The 16,680-nt window shown below is 65.6% G+C and carries 15 protein-coding genes; 12 read left to right on the top strand and 3 right to left on the bottom strand.

All coding sequences use genetic code 11. The features are described 5' to 3' along the window. Window positions 1-19: 19 nt before the first annotated feature. Genes GNX71_RS28410 through GNX71_RS28400 form a run of 3 tightly spaced genes read left to right on the top strand, consistent with a single transcriptional unit; the run spans window position 20 to window position 3,176 of the window. The gene (locus tag GNX71_RS28410; RefSeq protein WP_206175509.1) at window positions 20-1,306 is read left to right on the top strand and encodes a porin; all 1,287 of its coding nucleotides are present in this window, start codon (window positions 20-22) and stop codon (window positions 1,304-1,306) included. 41 nt (window positions 1,307-1,347) lie between these two features. Next, window positions 1,348-2,187, top strand: coding sequence for a fumarylacetoacetate hydrolase family protein (locus GNX71_RS28405; RefSeq protein WP_206175508.1), 840 nt, complete (start codon window positions 1,348-1,350; stop codon window positions 2,185-2,187). Window positions 2,188-2,228: 41 nt separating this feature from the next. After that, on the top strand, window positions 2,229-3,176 hold the full coding sequence (locus tag GNX71_RS28400) for a VOC family protein (protein WP_206175507.1): 948 nt from the start codon (window positions 2,229-2,231) through the stop codon (window positions 3,174-3,176). A 54-nt stretch (window positions 3,177-3,230) separates the two neighbouring features. Here the strand turns inward: GNX71_RS28400 and GNX71_RS28395 are convergent, their stop codons facing one another. Beyond that, a complete protein-coding gene (locus tag GNX71_RS28395; protein ID WP_241027078.1) occupies window positions 3,231-4,136 on the bottom strand; it encodes a LysR substrate-binding domain-containing protein in 906 nt (301 codons plus the stop codon). A gap of 180 nt (window positions 4,137-4,316) precedes the next feature. Continuing rightward, complete coding sequence (locus GNX71_RS28390) at window positions 4,317-6,047, bottom strand: tannase/feruloyl esterase family alpha/beta hydrolase (RefSeq protein ID WP_206175506.1); 1,731 nt, start codon at window positions 6,045-6,047, stop codon at window positions 4,317-4,319. 338 nt (window positions 6,048-6,385) lie between these two features. Here GNX71_RS28390 and GNX71_RS28385 point away from each other — a divergent pair, with 338 nt between their 5' ends. The 5 genes from GNX71_RS28385 to GNX71_RS28365 are packed head-to-tail and all read left to right on the top strand — an operon-like array spanning window position 6,386 to window position 11,058. Next, entirely contained in the window at window positions 6,386-7,306 is a 921-nt protein-coding gene (locus GNX71_RS28385) for a branched-chain amino acid ABC transporter permease (RefSeq protein WP_206175505.1), read from the top strand. Next, window positions 7,299-8,345 carry a branched-chain amino acid ABC transporter permease gene (locus tag GNX71_RS28380; protein ID WP_241027077.1) on the top strand — a complete coding sequence of 349 codons (1,047 nt, stop codon included), beginning with the start codon at window positions 7,299-7,301 and terminating at the stop codon, window positions 8,343-8,345. The genes GNX71_RS28385 and GNX71_RS28380 overlap by 8 nt, the downstream gene beginning before the upstream one ends. Further along, window positions 8,342-9,124 carry an ABC transporter ATP-binding protein gene (locus GNX71_RS28375; RefSeq protein ID WP_206175504.1) on the top strand — a complete coding sequence of 261 codons (783 nt, stop codon included), beginning with the start codon at window positions 8,342-8,344 and terminating at the stop codon, window positions 9,122-9,124. The genes GNX71_RS28380 and GNX71_RS28375 overlap by 4 nt, the downstream gene beginning before the upstream one ends. Next, the gene (locus GNX71_RS28370) at window positions 9,121-9,831 is read left to right on the top strand and encodes an ABC transporter ATP-binding protein (protein WP_206175503.1); all 711 of its coding nucleotides are present in this window, start codon (window positions 9,121-9,123) and stop codon (window positions 9,829-9,831) included. Before GNX71_RS28375 ends, GNX71_RS28370 begins: the two co-directional genes overlap by 4 nt. 48 nt (window positions 9,832-9,879) lie before the next feature. Continuing rightward, the gene (locus GNX71_RS28365) at window positions 9,880-11,058 is read left to right on the top strand and encodes an ABC transporter substrate-binding protein (RefSeq protein ID WP_206175502.1); all 1,179 of its coding nucleotides are present in this window, start codon (window positions 9,880-9,882) and stop codon (window positions 11,056-11,058) included. Between the two features lie 36 nt (window positions 11,059-11,094). Here the strand turns inward: GNX71_RS28365 and GNX71_RS28360 are convergent, their stop codons facing one another. Then, window positions 11,095-12,000, bottom strand: coding sequence for a LysR substrate-binding domain-containing protein (locus tag GNX71_RS28360; protein WP_206175501.1), 906 nt, complete (start codon window positions 11,998-12,000; stop codon window positions 11,095-11,097). 214 nt (window positions 12,001-12,214) lie between these two features. Between GNX71_RS28360 and GNX71_RS28355 the strand changes: the two genes are divergently transcribed. From GNX71_RS28355 to GNX71_RS28340, 4 genes are all read left to right on the top strand, one after another. Next, on the top strand, window positions 12,215-13,276 hold the full coding sequence (locus GNX71_RS28355; protein ID WP_206175500.1) for an amidohydrolase family protein: 1,062 nt from the start codon (window positions 12,215-12,217) through the stop codon (window positions 13,274-13,276). Beyond that, on the top strand, window positions 13,273-14,421 hold the full coding sequence (locus GNX71_RS28350; RefSeq protein ID WP_206175499.1) for an iron-containing alcohol dehydrogenase: 1,149 nt from the start codon (window positions 13,273-13,275) through the stop codon (window positions 14,419-14,421). The genes GNX71_RS28355 and GNX71_RS28350 overlap by 4 nt, the downstream gene beginning before the upstream one ends. A gap of 17 nt (window positions 14,422-14,438) precedes the next feature. Further along, complete coding sequence (locus GNX71_RS28345) at window positions 14,439-15,935, top strand: aldehyde dehydrogenase family protein (RefSeq protein WP_206175498.1); 1,497 nt, start codon at window positions 14,439-14,441, stop codon at window positions 15,933-15,935. Window positions 15,936-16,096: 161 nt separating this feature from the next. Further along, the gene (locus GNX71_RS28340; RefSeq protein WP_206175497.1) at window positions 16,097-16,678 is read left to right on the top strand and encodes a VOC family protein; all 582 of its coding nucleotides are present in this window, start codon (window positions 16,097-16,099) and stop codon (window positions 16,676-16,678) included. Window positions 16,679-16,680 lie beyond the last annotated feature (2 nt).

Genomic DNA, 16,680 nt, shown 5'->3' with positions numbered 1-16,680 from the left:
AACAACAAAGGAGACTCCCATGAAAAAGTGTTCGATCGCCCTTGCGGTGCTCGCCGTGTCGGGCGCGGCGACGGCCCAGTCGTCCGTGACCATCTTCGGCATCATCGATACTGCAGTGAGCCACTACAGCGTGAAGAGCTCGGCATACGGCCTTGCATCTCAGGCCAATCCGCTGCAGTTCGCGGGCGCCAACGAGCGCAGCCAGACAGTGCTTTCCAGCGGCGGCATGCTGCCAAGCCGCCTGGGCTTTCGAGGCACGGAAGACCTTGGCGGCGGCCTGGCCGCGGGTTTCTGGCTGGAAGGTCCGATGTCCAACGACGACGGCGCCACGCCGCTGAACTTCACGCGCCGCTCCACGGTGAGTTTCTCGGGCGGCTTCGGCGAGTTGCGCCTCGGGCGCGACTACACCCCGACCTTCTGGGTCCAGACGCTGTTCGATCCTTTCAGCAACTCGGGCGTGGGCAGTTCGGCGCTCGGCTCGGTGAGCGCCAACCTGAACCGCGTGGCCGCTCTGGCGGGCGGCGGGCCGCTTAACCCCAACATCACGGGGGGCGCTGCGGACAACTACGCGCGCGCCAGCAACATGATCGGCTACTTCCTCCCGCCGAACCTCGGCGGGTTCTATGGCCAGGCGCAGTTCTCGCTGCACGAGAACACCAAGGTCAGCGACACGCTGGGCAGCCCGTCCAAGCGCGGGCAGAACCAGGGTTTTCGGCTCGGCTACGCCAACGGCCCGCTGGACGTGGCAGTGTCCTACACGCAGAGCGTCGCCGTCGATGCGGTGCTGCCGACCGGCGCCGCCACCGAGCGAAAGATCGCCAACGCGAATCTCGGCGCTTCCTACGATTTCGGCGTGGCCAAGCTCTTCACGCAGTTCTCGCGCGTGCAGGACAAGAGCTCTGCGTCGGCGCCCTTTGCGTTCAGCGCGCTGACCAGCGCCACCAAGGACACCTACACCGGCGCACTTGTCGGCGTGACCGTGCCGGTGGGACCCGGGCTCATCCGCGCTTCGTATGCGCATGTGAAGTTCAAGGACGACGCTGGCGGGGCGCCGATTAACCCGTTTGCGCCCGATCCGGATGCGTCGCTGAGCAAGTTCGCGATCGGTTACGTGCACAACCTCTCCAAGCGCACGTCGCTCTACGCCACGGTCGCGCGCATCCGGATCCGCAATGGGCAAAACAGCCCCGCGCTGGCGATCGCGACGGGCGGCGCGCCCACCTACCTGTCCAGCGGCAATGCGCTGGGCGGCTACGCGCCTCGCAGCGCAACCGGCTACGACCTCGGCATCCAACACGTCTTTTGACGGCGGCTTTCCCCCTCTTCAACTACCAGGAATAAATCACCATGAAACTACTTCGCCATGGCCCCAAGGGGGCCGAACGACCGGGCGCCCTGGACGCTGAAGGCCACATGCGCGACCTGTCGCTGCTCGTGCCCGATTTCACGCCCGATTGGATGGCGCCCGAAAAGCTGGAGGCGCTGCGGGCGATCGACCTGACGCGCATGCCCCTGGTGCCGATCGGCGCGCGCCTGGGCACGCCTGTGGCGGGCGTGCGGCAGTTCGTGGCGATCGGCCTGAACTACCGCAAGCATGCCGCCGAGTCCGGGCTGGAGCTGCCCAAGGAGCCCGTCGTCTTCACCAAGGCGCTGACATCGTTGGCCGGGCCGGACGACGACATCGAGCTGCCCGAAGGCTCGGTGGCCGGCGACTGGGAGATCGAGTTGGGCTTCGTCATCGGCACGCAGGCCAAGAAGGTGTCGGTTGCCGATGCGCTCTCGCATGTGGCCGGCTACTGCCTGGCGAACGATGTGTCCGAGCGCGACTGGCAGATCAAGCGCGGCGGCCAGTGGGGCAAGGGCAAGAGTTTCGACGGCTTCGGGCCGATCGGCCCATGGCTGGTGACGCGCGACGAACTGCCCGATCCCCAAGGCATCGCACTCGAGCTGGCGGTCAATGGCGAGGTGCGGCAGAAAAGCAGCACGGCGGACATGATCTTCCCGGTCGCCGAAATCGTCTCCTATCTCAGCCAGTTCATGACGCTCCTGCCGGGTGACGTCGTTATTACCGGGACGCCCGAAGGCGTAGGCCTGGGTGTCAAGCCGACACCGGTCTTCCTGAAGCGCGGCGACGTGATGACACTGAGCGCCGGTCCGCTCGGCACACAGCGCCAGCGCGTGGTGTGACTTGCCGGGGCGCCCGCGTTCTACGATTCCCAGGAGAGAACATGATTGCGAACCCAAGAGACGGCCAGGCGCTGCTGGCGGTGCACTCGATTGACGAATTCGTCTTCGGCGTGCCTGATCTGCAGGAGGCGCGGCACTTCTACGTCAGCTTCGGCCTCGATGTCCGCGAGGAGGGCGGTGCGCTGACGCTCTACACCTACGGGCATGCGCACCGGTGGGCGCGCATCGTGCGAGCCGACGCCAAGCGGCTGCTGTGGCTTGCCATGGGCGTCCATGCCGGTGACCTCGGGCGCTTCGAGCGACGCCTCGCGCAACAAGGCGTAGCTCGCATCCTGCCACCCGAGGGCGCGCAGAATGAGGGCTTGTGGATCTCGGGCCCAGACGGCCTGCCGATCCAGTTGCGCGTCGCCGAAAAATCCTCACCCTCGCGGCCGGCGCCGCGCGAGGTGCCATCCCCCAGCGCCAACGCGGGCCGCTCCCCGAGCCGGAGCAAGGCGCAGCCGGCACGCCCGCTGTATCTCTCGCACATCCTGCTGTTCAGCGCCGACGTGGACCGGGCGAGAGCTTTCTACGAGGACACGCTGGGGCTCAAGCTTTCCGACAGGTCTGGCTCGGTGATCGCCTTCATGCATACCCCGCACGGCAGCGACCATCACCTGATCGCCCTGGCGAAGTCCGGCGGGCTGGGCCTGCACCACAGCAGCTGGTGCGTGCCCTCGATCGACGCCGTGGGGATCGGGGCGCAGCAGATGGCGCAGGCCGGCTACCCGCGGGGCTGGGGCGTCGGACGACATGTGCTCGGCTCGAACTACTTTCGCTACGTGCGCGATCCGTGGGGCAGCTATGCCGAGTACTCGTATGACATCGACTTCGTCGAGGCCGGCGACGAATGGCCCGCGGCCGACCATCCGGGCGAGGACTCCCTCTACGTCTGGGGCCCTGAGCTGCCCGAGGATTTCGTCGTCAACCACGAACTCGACAGCCGTTGATCGCCCAGACGCGGGCCGATGGGCCTGGGTGCCTCGCCAGCGCGTCATCGCGCCTCAGGCCGGATCCATGAACGATCGGCGGTGGATGGCGGCGCGCCGGATCATGTCGCAGAAGTACTCGCCCGCAGGCGTCAACGGAAGCGCTGCGCGCCGCACGATGGCGATAGGGGGCGCCTGCAACGTTTCGCCCACATCGATGCGAGTGAGCAGGCCCGCAAAAGGCTCCGAGTGCTCCCACTGCAGCGGCAGCATCATCAGCATGTCGGAATAGGCCACCGTGAAGAAGAAGGTCAATGCCGAATGCGCCTGCACGACGATGCGTGGTGCCGGCAGTCCTCGACTGTAGAAGAGCGGCGTCAGCTCGTCCTCGGCACGATGGGTGACCGATGTGGTGATCCATTCGGCCCCGGTCAGTTCGGCGAGCGAGCGCGCGCCTGCTAGCGGGTGGCCTCTGCGGGCCAGTACCACGCGCTCGTTGTCGAACAGCTTCTCCACGATCAGTTCCCCGGTCGGCTCATCCGACGACGGCCCGACATAGAAATCGATGGTGCCGTCGATCAACTCGCGTTCGACGCGCGGCAGCACGGCATCGATCACTTCCAGGTCCACGTCGGGAAAGCGCTGCCGGAATGGCCGCAGCGCGCCAGGGAACAGCGCCATGTGCGCTGCGCTGGACATGCAGATGCGCAGATGCCCGTTGCGCCTTCCTTTCAGTTGGTCGATCTCGTCCTGGGCCCTGCGCATCTCGCTGCGCAGGGCCTGTGCGCGGCGTCGGAACACCTCGCCCATCGCCGTGAGCGTCACGCCGCGCGCACTGCGCTCGAAGAGCTCGGTGCCCAGTTCCTTTTCCAACTCATGGATGCTGCGTGTCATTGCGGGTTGCGCCACCCCCAACTGGCGCGAAGCCGCACGCACGCTGCCGCGTTCGGCGACTGCGAGAAAGTCGCGCACCGTGTTCATCTTCATCATTGCTAGTCACGATCCCAAAGCGAGGGTCGGATTGTTCCGAATCGCCATCGCGCGTGTGCCAGTGCAAACCCGCGAGTCGCGTCCGGCAACGGATGAAAGGCGCGACAACAACGCCCGCGAGGATGTCGTTGTCGTGCCGCCAATCTTCCTGCGTCGACGATCACAGACTGGTCAGAGGCCCGAGAGCAAAGGGGTGCTGCACGTGAAGTTCTCTGCGGCATTCGTGTCGCCGGATCCCTTGTAAACGGCCTCGAGCGGGTATGCGCAGATGGGGCGCTGCATCTCGATGCCTTGCTTGACGTCGTTGTTCTTCAAGCGAGAGACGATGAACTTCTTCGGCGCGGTCCCCTTCTCGACCCAGGCCTGCAGGGCGGTGACGGCGTCGTGATCGGCATCGTCCGACACGGCCAGCGCGTTCTCCTGTCCGAAGTTCGACGGGCCCACGCCGTCGCCTGCGCAGTGGCCTTGTGCGGGCATCATGAACAGCCGATAGAAGTCGCTCGTCGCTTCCGTGCCGCCCATTCGCGCGCTGACCTGGTCGTAGTAGTCGGTCGCCCACTGCGGCATGAACGCGCTGTCGTCCCAGGTGTGCCACTGAATCAGCTTGCCGCCCGCCTTCATGAACGGGCCGAGGTTCGGATCCACGGCATCGACGGCTACAGCCAGCTTGGACTGGAGGAGCGGAAAATCGCGATGCAGATCGAAGGTCGATCCATTCCAGCTCGGATCACCCATCGCAATTTGATAGAGCGACAGCGCGTATGACGACAGCGCATTCTGATGACCAAAGCGGATCCAATCGTGCTCCGATCCGCGCGTGAGACCGAAGAAGATCTTTTCCTGCGTCACCGGATTGACGATGGGTTCGTATTGCCTCGACAGGGCATCGGCCTGCGGCTGCGTAATGCATGTCGCCGGATCCTGGCCCGCCGTGCAGACGAGCTTGGCCGGGTTCCAGTGGCAACGCGTCGGATTCGACAGGAATCCGTCCTTCACCCCGTCGATCTCGTCGCAGGCTTCGATCGCGCTCTTCTGTGCCAGCCGCAAGATTCGGGTGCCTTCGGCGCCCTGGATGCCAGCCGCGCGCAGGTTGATGTCCTGCACCAGCTGCGCCGTTGCAGCCTGCGTGGCGGCCCCCGCGACGCCGCCGGCGATGATTCCGTTGAAATCGCTCGGGTACACCTGGGCGGACTTCAGACCGTCCTGCCCGCCCTTGGAGCAGCCGTTGAAGTACGCATAGTCCTGCTGCCGCCCGTAGTACGCCTTGATGGTCGCCTTGGCCTTGTCGACCAGCTCATGCACTGCCCGATAACCATAATCGTTGATCCGCTCCGGATAGCCGATGGCCCAGATGGATCCGCGGTTCTCAAGGGTCAACGGCACCTCGTGGCCCGTGTCCGTTGCGCCTGTCGCGAATCCCCTGCGCAACTGCGGCGCCATTTCGCTCCAGTAGATGTTGCCGCCCGTGCCGTGCGTGCCGACCTGCTGGTAGCGGCCGTTCCAGGTCTTCGACGGAAGCCAGACCTCGATGCCGATGCTCGATCCGGCCAGCGGAGCGACCTTTGCCACGACACGGCAGAACTCGGGAAGGCCGTCGAACGTCGCTGAAGACGCCGGTGGCTTGTAGCTGCCCGCCGGGATGAGTTCGGCCGAGGAGATGGTGGTGTTCGGAATGGACAACGTTTTCATCGAACTGCAATCCACTGCAGCAGGAAAGGGCGCGGTCGCGACGGTAGTGGGCGGCGGATTTCCGGCCCCGCCTCCGGACCCGGCCGAGCCGGCACCTCCCAAGTTCACGAACCCGGCACCACCGCCGCCGTCGCCGCCGCCGCAACCGGCGATCAGAAGGGTCGTCAGCGCCGTGACGGCCATTCCATGAAAACCATGAACGTTCTTTCGCATCGATGTCTCCTGTTTTGAACAAACTCGATGTCAGCCGCCATGCCGATCTGAGTTCGGGGGCGGGTCGACTCGAGCGGGGCGATGTTAGGAAGGCAATGCACCCCGTCACAGATGGCATCGGTGCGGTTCTGATACCGGATCGGGATCGGTATTTACCCCGCCCGCTGCGTGCCCGCAGGTGATTCGATCCTGCTATCGCACTGCGCGTTTTGTCATCTTCCGCCAGCACTCGCGCACGCCTACATTGCGCTCCAACAAAGCGCATGCAGGAGACAGAAAGTGCAGAGACAAATCGAGTGCGATCGCGTGGGCGCAGTCCCGCTCATCGGGGACGGCGCATGACGGGCGCGCTGTTTCTCGCCCAGATCCTCAACGGCTTCCAACTCGGCGTGCTGCTGTTCTTGCTCTCCGCAGGTCTCACGCTGGTGCTGGGCATCATGCATTGCATCAACCTGGCGCACGGCTCGCTGTTCATGGCAGGTGCCTACCTGGCCGCGACGGTGTTCGAGCGCACGCAGTCCTTCATGCTCGCTGCCTTGGCCGCCGTGACCGGCACCCTGCTGCTGGGCTTGGCGGTGGAGCGCATGGTGCTTGCCAAGCTCTATGCACGCGACCACCTCTACCAAGTGCTCGCGACCTTCGGCATCATCCTTTTCTTCAACGAGGCAGCTCGAGTCTTCTGGGGCCAGGCGCCGATCTTCATGAACGTGCCGCCCGCGCTGGACGGCACCATCGACCTGTTCGGCCTGGCGTATCCGGCCTACCGGTTCGCGATCATTGCGATCGGCCTGGCGGTCGGCCTCCTTCTGTACGTGGTGATCCACCGCACGCGCATCGGCATGCTGATTCGCGCAGGCGCTTCTGACGCGGCCATGGTCTCTGCGTTGGGCGTGAACATCGGCCGCCTCAACGCGCTGGTGTTCGCGGCCGGCGCAGCGCTCGCAGGGCTCGCGGGGCTCATGTCGGCACCCATCATCTCGGTGCAGCCGGGCATGGGCGAGCCGGTGCTCATCCTCGCGCTGGTGGTGCTGATCACGGGCGGTATCGGCTCGATCCGCGGTGCCTTTTATGGTGCGCTGATCGTCGGTGCGGTCGATACGGTGGGGCGCGCGTTCCTGCCGATGGCGCTGCGCGAGATGCTCGAGACCTCGCTGGCCCAGGCCGCCGGCCCCGCGATCGCATCGATGCTGATCTATCTCCTGATGGCGGTGGTGCTCGCAGTGCGCCCCGCAGGACTCTTTCCGGTGCGCCATGGCTGAGCCGAACATTCCCACCCTCAATGTGCTGCCCGCGCCGCGACGTGCGCGCGCTGCCGGCATGCAAGGCAAACGCTGGGTGTTCGTTGCTGTAATGTTTGTCGTGCTGGGCGCGGTGCCGCTCGCAGCCTCGCTGGCCGGCGAATCGTTCTACGTGTCGCTCGTCTCGCGCATGATGATCTACGCGCTCGCCGCGCTGGGCCTGAACCTCGTCGTGGGATACGGCGGCCTCGTGAGCTTCGGGCACGCGATGTACCTGGGCATCGGTGCCTACGCGGTGGGCATCCTGTCTTACCACGGCGTTGGCAACGGTTATGTCCACGTCGCCGCTGCGCTTGCGGCCGGCGCGCTGGTCGCCACGCTCGTGGGCCTGGTGTGCCTGCGGGTGAGTGGTGTCGCGTTCATCATGATCACGCTGGCCTTCGCGCAGATGCTCTATTTCCTGGCGGTGAGCCTGAAGACCTATGGTGGCGACGACGGGTACGCGCTACCGGCGCGCAGCGACTTCGGTTTCATCGACATCGGTAACGCCACAGTGCTTTACTACCTAGTCTTCGCCGTGCTGATGCTGGCGCTGTTCGCGGTCTCTCGCGTGGTGGATTCGCGCTTCGGCATGGCACTGCGCGGCTGCAAGTCGAACGAGCGGCGCATGCGCGCGCTGGGATTCCCAGCGCAGCGCTTCAAGCTCATCGCCTATGTGGCTTCCGCACTCGTGTGCGTGCTCGCTGGCGTGCTGCTGGCCAATCTCACGAGTTTCGTCTCGCCGTCATACATGCAATGGTCGGTCTCCGGCGAACTGCTCATCATGGTGGTGTTCGGCGGCGTGGGCACGCTGCTCGGTCCCGTGGTCGGTGCGGTGGCATGGCTGGTGCTCGAGGAGCTGCTGTCGTCCGCGGCGATCGGCTTGCCGTGGGGCGGCGACGAGTTCCTGCGCGAGCACTGGCTCGGTCTGCTCGGCATCGTCGTCGTGCTGGTGGCGATCAATCTCAAGGACGGCCTCTATGGCTCGCTGGCCGGCCGCAAGGAAAGGGAGGGGACATGAGCGCGGCGCAACCTCTCCATGCCCCGAGGGGGCTGAAAGTCACCGGTCTGGTGAAGCGCTTCGGTGGCTTCACCGTGACGGACGGGCTCGACCTCGATGTGCAGCCGGGCGAGATCCATGCGGTGATCGGTCCCAACGGAGCCGGCAAGACGACGCTGATCAACCAGCTCTGCGGCGAGATGTCCTCGGACGGCGGGTGCATCGCGTTCGACGGCGCGGATGTTCGCCACTTGCCGGTGGATCGCCGCGCGCGCCTGGGCATCGCGCGCAGCTACCAGATCACATCGGTGTTCCAGGAGTTCAGTGCGCTGCAGAACGTGATGCTTGCAGTGCAGGGTGCGAGCGGCCGCAGCATGGCTTTCTGGAAGCCTGTGTGGAAGGACCAGGAGCTCGTGCGTCCGGCGCGCGATCTGCTCGCACGGGTGGGACTGGCCGACCGCGCGGAACGCCGGGTCTCCGCGCTCGCCCACGGTGCGCGCCGTCAGCTCGAGATCGCGATGACGCTGGCGCTGCGGCCCCGAGTCATGCTGCTGGACGAGCCCATGGCAGGCATGAGCCATCACGAGTCGGCCGACATGGTGCGGCTTCTGCAGACGCTGCGCGGCAGTTGCGCGATCGTGCTCGTCGAGCACGACATGGACGCGGTCTTCGCGCTGGCCGACCGCATCACGGTCATCGTGCGCGGGCGCCACATCGCCACCGGGACCGCAGACGAGATCCGCGACAACCAGGAGGTGCGCGCAGCGTACCTCGGCGACGCAACAGCGGAGGCGGTATGAGCACATTGCTCGAGGTGCAGAACATCGAGACCTGCTACGGCCCGAGCCAGGCGCTCTTCGGCCTGAGCTTCGAGGTCCGGGAGCGCGAGGTGGTGACGCTGATCGGACGTAATGGCATGGGCAAATCGACCACCGTGAAAACCGTCATGGGCATGATGGCGCCGCGTCGCGGCGCCATCCGCCTCGGCGGGCAGGACATCGCCGGCCGCGCGGCGTACCTCGTGGCGCGGGCCGGGGTCGGGCTGGTGCCGGAAGGACGGCACATCTTCCCGAACCTGACAGTGCGGGAGAACCTGGTCGCCACCGCGAGCAACCGGCGAGGTGTTGCAGCGCCGTGGACGCTGGATCGGGTGTGCGAGATGTTTCCGCGCCTGAAGGAGCGTGAGCGCAATCTTGGCGCCAACCTCTCGGGCGGCGAGCAGCAGATGCTCGCCATCGGACGCGCTCTCATGACGAACCCGCGCCTGCTGATCCTCGACGAGGCCACCGAGGGGCTGGCGCCGCTCATTCGCGGTGAGATCTGGAGTTGCCTGATGCGGCTCAAGGAAGCGGGGCTGTCGCTGATCGTCATCGACAAGAACATCGCACCGTTGCTGCGCCTGGCCGACCGCCATTTCATCGTCGCGAAGGGCCGCGTCGTCTGGGGTGGCACTTCGGCCCAGTTGCAGGCCAAGCCCGAACTTCTGAGCGAGTACGTCGGCGTGTGAGCGCGCCGCGCGCCATCCCCATCATTCAAGCACCGACCCAGGAACACCATGCTCCGTTTTGACAAGAAATTCTTCGCGCTGGCGTTATCCGCGCTCTGCCTGCAAGGCCCAGTCCTCGCGCAACCCGCGCCGATCAAGATCGGCTACGTCAACACCTTTTCAGGCCCGATCGGAACGCTCGGGCAGGACATGTACGACGGCTTCATGCTCGGCGTGGAACAGAACGCCGGCAAGCTCGGAGGCGTCCCGGTGCAGATCCTCAAGCAGGACGACCAGTTCAAGCCCGACGCGGCGGTGCAGATCGTGCAGAAACTGATCGAGAAGGACAACGTGCCGATCATCACAGGCATCGCGGGATCCAACGTGATGATGGCGGTGCAAAAGCAAGTCACCGGCAAGGAGGTGTTCCTCATTAGTGCCAACGCGGGGCCGTCGCCGATGGCGGGTGCGCAATGCTCGCCGTACCAGTTCGTCGCCTCCTGGCAGAACGACAGCTGGGCCGAGGCGGCCGGCAAGTATGCGCAGGACAAGGGCTATAAGCGCATGGTGCTGCTGGCATCGAACTATCAGGCCGGCAAGGACGCGATCCGTGGGTTCAAGAAGTACTTCAAGGGTCAAGTGCTCGACGAGGCCTACCCGGGGCTCACGCAGCCGGACTTCGCGGCCGAGCTGGCGCCGATCGCGGCGAGCAAGCCCGACGCCGTGTTCGCATTCATCCCCGGCGGACAGGCTGTCAACTTCACGCGCCAGTACCAGCAGGCCGGGCTGCTGAAGACCGTGCCGCTGCTGACCGTGGGCATGATGGACGGCACGACGTTGCCCGCACTCAAGGATGCCGCGCTCGGCGTGCAGGCGGTGCATTTCTGGGCCCCCGACACCGATAACGCGGTGAGCCGCCAGTTCGTCGAGGCCTTCGAGAAACGGCATGGCCGCATTCCCTCGAACTTCGCCGCACAGGGCTACGACTCGGCGCTGCTGCTCGACGCGGCGATCGAGCGCGTCAAGGGCAACGTCACGGACAAGAAGGCCTTCATGGCGGCGCTGAAGGCGGGCAGTGCGAAGTCGGTGCGCGGCACCCTGCGCTTCGACAACAACAACTTCCCGATCAGCAACTGGTATGCCTTCGAGGTGGCGAAGGACGCCAAGGGGCGCGTGAGCCTGAAGACCGTTGCGACGCCCTTGAAGGACTACCGCGACTCGTACCACGCCGAGTGCCCGATGTCGTGATCGCTTGATAGCCGTAAGGGTCCACCGTGGCCACCGTCAGCTCGTGAGCGATTCCATGTGCCCCGCCGCCCGCTCCATGACCACGCGGAAGAAGTCGGCGGCCGGCGTGAGCGGCATGCCCGAGCGCTGGATGATGCAGATCGGCGGGGCGGGCAGCGCCTCGGTCACCTTGATCTGTGTCAGCACGTCTTTCCAGAGCGGGAACTTGATCCACTGGATCGGCAGCATCATGAGCATGTCCGAATAGGCCATGGCCACGAGAAAGGTCTGCGACGACTGCGCGCGCATGGCCAGGCGTGGCGGCGGCAGGTCGTGCTCGGCAAAAAGGGGGCCCAGTTCTTCTTCGGCCTTGTGCGTGATCGATGTCGTGATCCATTCGGCATCGACCAGTTCGCGCAGCGAACGCGCGTTGCGCAGCGGATGCCCCTTGCGTCCGAGGATGATGCGCGAGTTCTCGAACATCGTCTCCATCTGCAGCTCGGCCGGAAGCTGCACCGGGGGCGGACCGATGTAGAAGTCCACGCTGCCGTCCTTGAGCGCTGCTTCGACGGTGGGAAACACGCCGTCGATCACGCGCAGGTCCACGTTGGGGAAGCGCTCTCGAAATGGCCGCAGCGCATTCGGCAGCAGCGCCAGGTGGGGCACGCTCGACAGGCAGATCGTGACCGTGCCGTGGGTCTCGCCGCGCAGTTGGTCGATCTCCTCCTTCGCGCGCTGCAGTTCGTTGCGCACGGCCGTCGCCCGGCGCAGGAAGGTCTCGCCGATGGCGGTGAGGCGAACGCCCTTGGGGGTGCGCTCGAACAGCGGCGCGCCCAGTTCCTTCTCAAGTTCGTGGATGCTGCGGGTGATGGCGGGCTGGGGCACGTTCAGGTGCCGGCCGGCGGCACGCAGGCCGCCGCGCTCGGCGACGGCCAGGAAATCTCTGACGGCGCTGAATTTCATGACGGGTGATTCATCTCGGGTATCGGAAGGGGATGAATTTTCCTGTTTGCGCATCGACGGCAACACCGGTTCTACCCTTAGGCGCAAGGCGTGCGCCGACGCGGCGCTGAAGTGATTCACCTGGAGCATCGCCACTGCCGTTTTGTGATCTTCCGCCGCAGCGCCGTTGCACCTAAATTGCGCAAAGCCAAAAAACTCCCAGGAGACAGTGAAGATGACAGCGCCATCGACCGGCGGCAAGCCGGCGTTCAAGAAGATCGACATCTACAACCACGTGCTTCCGCCGAAGTACTTCGAGCTCGTGAAGGCGCACTCGAAGGACGCGGGCATCGTCAAGCGCATGGCCAGCCTGCGCCTGCTGTGGGACCTGGAAGCGCGCGCCCAGATGCTGGCTGAGAAGTTTCCGGATGTGGTGCAGGTGCTCACGCTGAGCCAGCCCGCACCCGAAATGCTGGGCGGTCCCGATCAGTCGCCGGAATTCGCGCGCGTCGCCAACGACGGCATGGCCGAAATTTGCGCGCGCTACCCCGACCAGTTCCCCGTCTTCGTCGCCGCCTTGCCGATGAACAACGTGCCGGCCGCGCTGAAGGAAATGGACCGCGCCATCAACGAACTGGGCGCCCGCGGCGTGCAGGTCGTCACCAACGTCAATGGCCGGCCGCTAGACAATCCGGAGTTCTTCCCGATCTTCGAGGCCATGGCCAACCGGCACCGGCTGCCGGTGTGGATGCACCCGTTCCGGCCCGGCACGGTGTCGGACTACAAGGACGAGGAACGGTCCAAGTACGAGATCTGGCAGGTACTCGGTTGGCCCTTCGAGACCTCGGTCGCCATGTCGCGCATGGTCTTCTCGGGTATGTTGGAAAAGCTCCCGGACCTGCGCGTCATCACGCACCACTGCGGCGGCATGCTGCCGTACTTCGCGGGGCGTGCGGAATCGCTGTGGGCCCAGTTGGGCAGTCGCAGCGCCGACGGCAGCGAAGCCGACGTGCTCAAGCGCTTGTCCAAGCCGCCGATCGACTACTTCAAGATGTTCTACGGCGACACGGTGCTTGGCGGCTCGTCCTCTGCGCTGCGTTGCGGGCTCGAGTTCTTCGGCGTCGACCACGTGGTGTTCGCCTCCGACTGCCCGTTCGACCCGGAGGGCGGGCCGATGTTCATCCGCGAGGGCATCCGCTCGATCGAGAACCAGGGCCTGAGCGACGAGGACTGCGAGAAGCTCTACCTGGGCAATGCCCTGAAACTGATGCGCCTTGCGCGCATTGGCAAGCAATGAGCGCGGCCGGCACGGCGCCCATCTTCGCCGCGCTCCAACTTCCGCGCACGCTTTTCGCGGACGGCGCGCTGTCTGCGTTGTCCGGCGAGCTCGCGGCGCTGGGTGTCGCTAGGCCGCTGCTGGTGACCGACCGCGGCGTGGTCGCGGCCGGCATCGCAGCACGGGCCGTGGAGGCCTATGGCGACGCGGGCAACATGTCGGTGTTCGACGCCGTCACGGAAAACCCGCTCTTCGCCGACGTCGAGGACGGCGCGGCGTTCTATCGTCAGGAACGCTGTGACGGGGTGGTGGCACTGGGCGGAGGCTCCGTCATCGACACCGCGAAGATCATCGCGTTGCTGGCGACGAACCCGGGACGCGCCGCCGACTACGTCGGCATGCGAGACGCACCGCACGTGGCAACCGCGCCCTTGCTCGTGGTTCCCACCACCGCGGGCACCGGCAGCGAAGCCTCGCCCTCGGCCGGCATCCATCCGGACGCGGCCACCGCGTCGGTGGGCATGAACTCGCGGCACTTGGTTCCATCCGTCGTGATTCTGGACCCGCACCTCACGCACAGCCTGCCTGCGAGCCTCACGGCGGCCACGGGCATCGATGCGCTGAGTCACTGCATCGAGGGCTACCTCTCGCGCAAGAGCGTGCCGCTGGGCGACGCCATCGCGCTGGACGGCATCGCGCGCGTGGCGCAGCACCTGCGGCGCGCGGTCACCGAGGGCTCCGATCCGGATGCCCGAAGCGCAATGTTGCTTGCCGCCTTCGCAGGCGGCGTGTCCATCGGGATGGGGCTGGGCCCGGCACACGCCGTGGCGATCGTGTGCAGCGACCAGGGTTTTCCTCACGGCATCCTGAGCGGGATCGGCCTTGTGGCAACGCTGGATGCTTCGCAGCGCCGCGTGCCCGAGCGAGCGGACGCCGTTGCCCGGGCGCTGGGCCTTGCGCCATCGACGGCATTGTCGGAGGGCGTCGCGTCGCTCATGCGGGAGGTCGGGCTGCCTACGACCCTTGCGCAACTCGGATACGTCGCCCCTGACGTGGATGCGCTGGCCCAGGCCGCGCATGCAAGCCATTTCAACCTTTTCGCGCCGTTCCATCCCTCCGTCTCCGACTACGCCGCGATGCTCCGGCGGTCGCTGAACATGACGTAACCATTCAGCAGATCGACATGACAGACAAAGCAACCATCACCACCACCGCCTCTATCGCCCCACCCCGGCAATTCCAGCAACTGATCGACGGCGAGTGGGTCGGGGCTCTCGAGGGTCGCACCTTCAACGACATGAATCCGTTCAGCGGAGAAGTCTTCGCCGAAATTCCCGCTTCGGGCGAAGCCGACGCGCAACGCGCCATCGATGCGGCCGACAAGGCGTTTCCCGCTTGGGCAGCCATGGGCGCGCGGGCGCGTCAGGCGCTCTTCCTTAAGGCGGCGGACGTGCTCGAGCGACGCGCCGATGAGATCGTGCTCCTCATGGCGCAGGAAACCGGCTCGGCGGCGCCGTTCTCACGCTTCCAGGTGCAGTGGGCCGCGGGTCTGCTGCGGCAGGCGGCGGGCTATCCCTACCTGCCGGGCGGCGAGATCGTAGCCTCGGACACGCCCGGCGTGTTCGCCATGGCAGTGCGCAAGCCACTCGGCGTGATCGGTGGCATCTCTCCGTGGAACGGCTCGCTCGCGCTGGGCTTTCGCACCATCGTCGCGCCGCTGGCCTGCGGCAACACCGTGGTGCTCAAGCCGTCGGAGGACGCGCCCGTGTGCGCGGGCCTGCTGATGGGCGAGATCATGACGGAGGCAGGCTTTCCGCCCGGCGTCCTCAACGTGATCACGCATGCGCCGGGGCAGGTGGGGCCCATTGCCGACCGCCTGTTCGAAAGCCGCAAGGTGCGCGCATACAACTTCACCGGATCCTCGGCCACCGGCTCGCTCCTTGCCGCGCGCGCCGGCAAGCAGCTCAAGCGCATTGCGCTCGAACTCGGCGGCTACAACCCGATGATCATCTTCAAGGATGCGGACCTCGACTATTCGGTCGACACAGCGATCTTCGCGGCCTTCTTCCACCAGGGGCAGATCTGCATGAACACGCGAAAGATCCTGGTGGAGCGGCCGCTCTACAACGAGTTCCTCGACCGTTTCGTCGCCCGCGCGAAGACCGTCCAGCCGGGCGATCCGTCGGATCCGCGCACCAAAATCGGACCGCTGATCAACGACCAGGCACTGGCCAACGTGCGCAAGGGCGTCGATGAAGCCGTGGCCAAGGGCGCACGGGTGCTCGCAGGTGGCGGTAATCAGGGGCGGTGCTTCGAACCGACGGTGCTCGTGGATGTACCGGCTGATGCGCCAATCCATTGTGAGGAAGTGTTCGGTCCCGTCGTGCTGGTCGAGCCCTTCGACAGCGAGGATGAAGCGCTGGAGAAGGCCAACGGCACGCAGTTCGGCCTGTCGGCATCGGTCATGACCGCGGACGTCTGGCGGGGTGTGACGTTAGGCGGCCGAATCCAGGCCGGCATGGTCAACGTCAACGGGCCGACCATGGGCGGTGAACCGCAGATTCCATTCGGCGGCGTGAAGGACAGCGGATGGGCGCGCTTCGGGCGTTGGGCCATCGACATGTTCACCGACCTCAACCTAGTGACGGTGAGCCAGGCCCGCAGGCACTACCCGCTGTAGCGGGGCGCAGGGTCGAGACCGTCATGCGGTGCTTGTGTTCCCGCTCGAGCCGCTCGAAGCTTTTCGATGGCTTCGTTGAGCAGCTTCAACTTCAGCGATAGAACCAGACCGCGTCTCGGAAGTCCAGATTTCTTGTCGATAGAACAGGCCATACATCTGCCATGACCACCGCCATTCGCCCCACCAGCTTTGCGCATGTCGTCTACCGCACGTACCGGTTCGAGCAGATGCTCGGCTGGTATGTGAAGGTGTTTTGCGGCAAGGTGCAGTATCAGAACCCGGTGATCGCCTTCGTGACCTACGACGGCGAGCATCACCGCGTGGCCCTGCTGAACCTGGGCATCCTGAAGGGCGCGTCGGATGCAGCCACTCCGCGCGGCCATCCCGGTGTGGACCATGTGGCCTACGGCTTCGCCTCACTGCGCGAATTGCTCGGCAAATATGCGGAGCTCAAGGAAAAAGGTGTGATGCCTTACTGGTGCGTGCACCACGGCATCACCGTGTCGCTGTACTACGCCGACCCCGACGGCAACCAGATGGAATTCCAGGCCGACAGCTACACGTCGAACGACGAGGCCAACGCGTTCATGTACGGCCCGCATTTCGAGGCGAACCCCATCGGCGTGGAGTTCGACCCTGAACTCATGCGCGCGCGCCTGGAAGCCGGCGAGAGCGAGGCGGCGTTGCTGCTGCGCACCGAGCATCTGCCGGTGTCGGAGGTTCGTGGCTCCATGTTAGGCTGAGC

The sequence above is a fragment of the Variovorax sp. RKNM96 genome (assembly GCF_017161115.1).
Taxonomy (GTDB): domain Bacteria; phylum Pseudomonadota; class Gammaproteobacteria; order Burkholderiales; family Burkholderiaceae_C; genus Variovorax.
Note: the sequence above shows the minus strand (reverse complement) of the source record. Positions and strands in the feature narration are given on the sequence as shown.